1 protein-coding gene and 1 pseudogene are annotated in these 1,619 nt (G+C 63.7%); both read right to left on the minus strand.

Annotated features, from left to right (window positions below; all coding sequences use genetic code 11):
- A pseudogene (locus VMR03_RS00720) lies at positions 1-184 on the minus strand (MFS transporter); the annotation flags it as partial.
- Positions 185-233: 49 nt separating this feature from the next.
- The coding region (locus VMR03_RS00725; RefSeq protein ID WP_325401279.1) for an MFS transporter at positions 234-1,619 on the minus strand (1,386 nt) is incomplete at its 5' end.

Genomic DNA, 1,619 nt, shown 5'->3' on the forward strand with positions numbered 1-1,619 from the left:
CGACGAAAACGTCCCAGAAACGCGCCAGCATGAAGATGGTGCCGACCGTGCCGAGGCCGAGCCCCATCGGTCCGGCATAATAGGCAGGCAGATGCACGGCGAGCGGCACGACCAGAGCGGCGATGGGGATGGACGGGCCGGCGAAGGCGATCAGACGAAGGGCGGATGTTTTTACTGCAGCCATGATCGGCGGCGCTCCTCGATACTAAATTCTGGTCGGTGTTTTCGGATGCTCAGTCGGCCGGAGCGCCCGAGGATTGGGCGTCGCCGGGCGCAAGCGTGCGCGTCTCGATGCCTGCCGCGGCGGCGTCGAGTATGCGCCGGTCGAGGATTTCGCGATTGGCCTGTTGGCGCGCCTCGTCGAGCGGGAAGCGCCAGAGAATGACGGCCACCAGCACACTGATGACGGCGGCGGGGATCGCGAAAACCAGCCTCAAACCGTCAAGCGCCGCCTCGGTGTTTTCGCCGCCAGGCACGAAGCCGATGACGTCGAGCATGGTATAGGAAAGTCCGATCGCGATCGCCGCACCGACCTTGTTGGTCGAGGTCAGCAGCGAAAAGAAGAGACCGGTCCTCGTCTGTTTGGTTTGCACGGAGTCGTGGTCCGCGACATCCGCCATGATCGCGCGAAAAAGGAAGGGGCCCGCCGCCATGTTGACGCCGAAAAGTACGAAGCCGGCCAGCGCGAGCGGTACGTTGCCCGCCGGCACGATCAGGATGAGCGGGATCGTGACCGCGTTGAAGAGAGCGGAAGCCGCGGCCGTCCTGTGCTTGCCGAAACGGCGGCTGATCCAAAGCACGGCCGGGATGAACATCACGCCCGAAATGAAATAGCAGAGCAGCAGCATGCTCGAGAGTTTCCCGAGCTTCAGGACGTCCTCCGCGAGAAAGAGAAAGAGGCTCGCCACCACGCCGCCGGAGACGCCGGAAATGAGATCGGCGAGCAGCACCAGGCGCAGGGGCTGGTTCTCGATGAGGACACGGACGGCCTGCTTGAACGGGACATGTTCGGGACGCGGCGCTGGCCGCTCCGGCACCTTCCAAACCGCGATCGCCACGGAAATCGGCAAAAGGATCAGCACGAACCAGCCCATGGCATGCATGCGGGCGGCGGCCGGATTGCCGGGATGGCCGAGTTCGATCAGCGCCGGGAGCGCGAGCACAAAGACCATGCCGAGAATGAGAACGAGTTCGCGCGCGCCTTGAACGCGCGAGCGCTCATGATAGTCCGGCGTCAGTTCCGCGCCCCAGGAAATGTGCGAGATGGTGAGCAGCGTCCAGCCGACATAGAGGAAGAAGAGCCAGAAGATGAGATAGGTGGCGCTCACCGGCGGGGTCGGCATGAAGACCATGTAGACCGAGAGCAGCATGATCGGCACGGAAAGCACGATCCAGTGCCGCCGCCTGCCCCACCTGGTCTCGAAACGGTCCGAGACGATGCCGAGCACCGGATCGGTGATTACGTCCCAGAACCGTGCCAGCATGAAGATGGAGCCGACGACTGTCAGGCCGAGACCGAGCGTGCCTGCATAAAAGGGCGGCAGATGAACGACGAGGGGAAGCCCCATCGCCGAAATCGGCGCGGCCGGAAATGCGAAAGCCAGCAGCGTCCAGCGTGA

The organism is Parvibaculum sp. (genome assembly GCF_035511255.1).
GTDB lineage: Bacteria > Pseudomonadota > Alphaproteobacteria > Parvibaculales > Parvibaculaceae > Parvibaculum.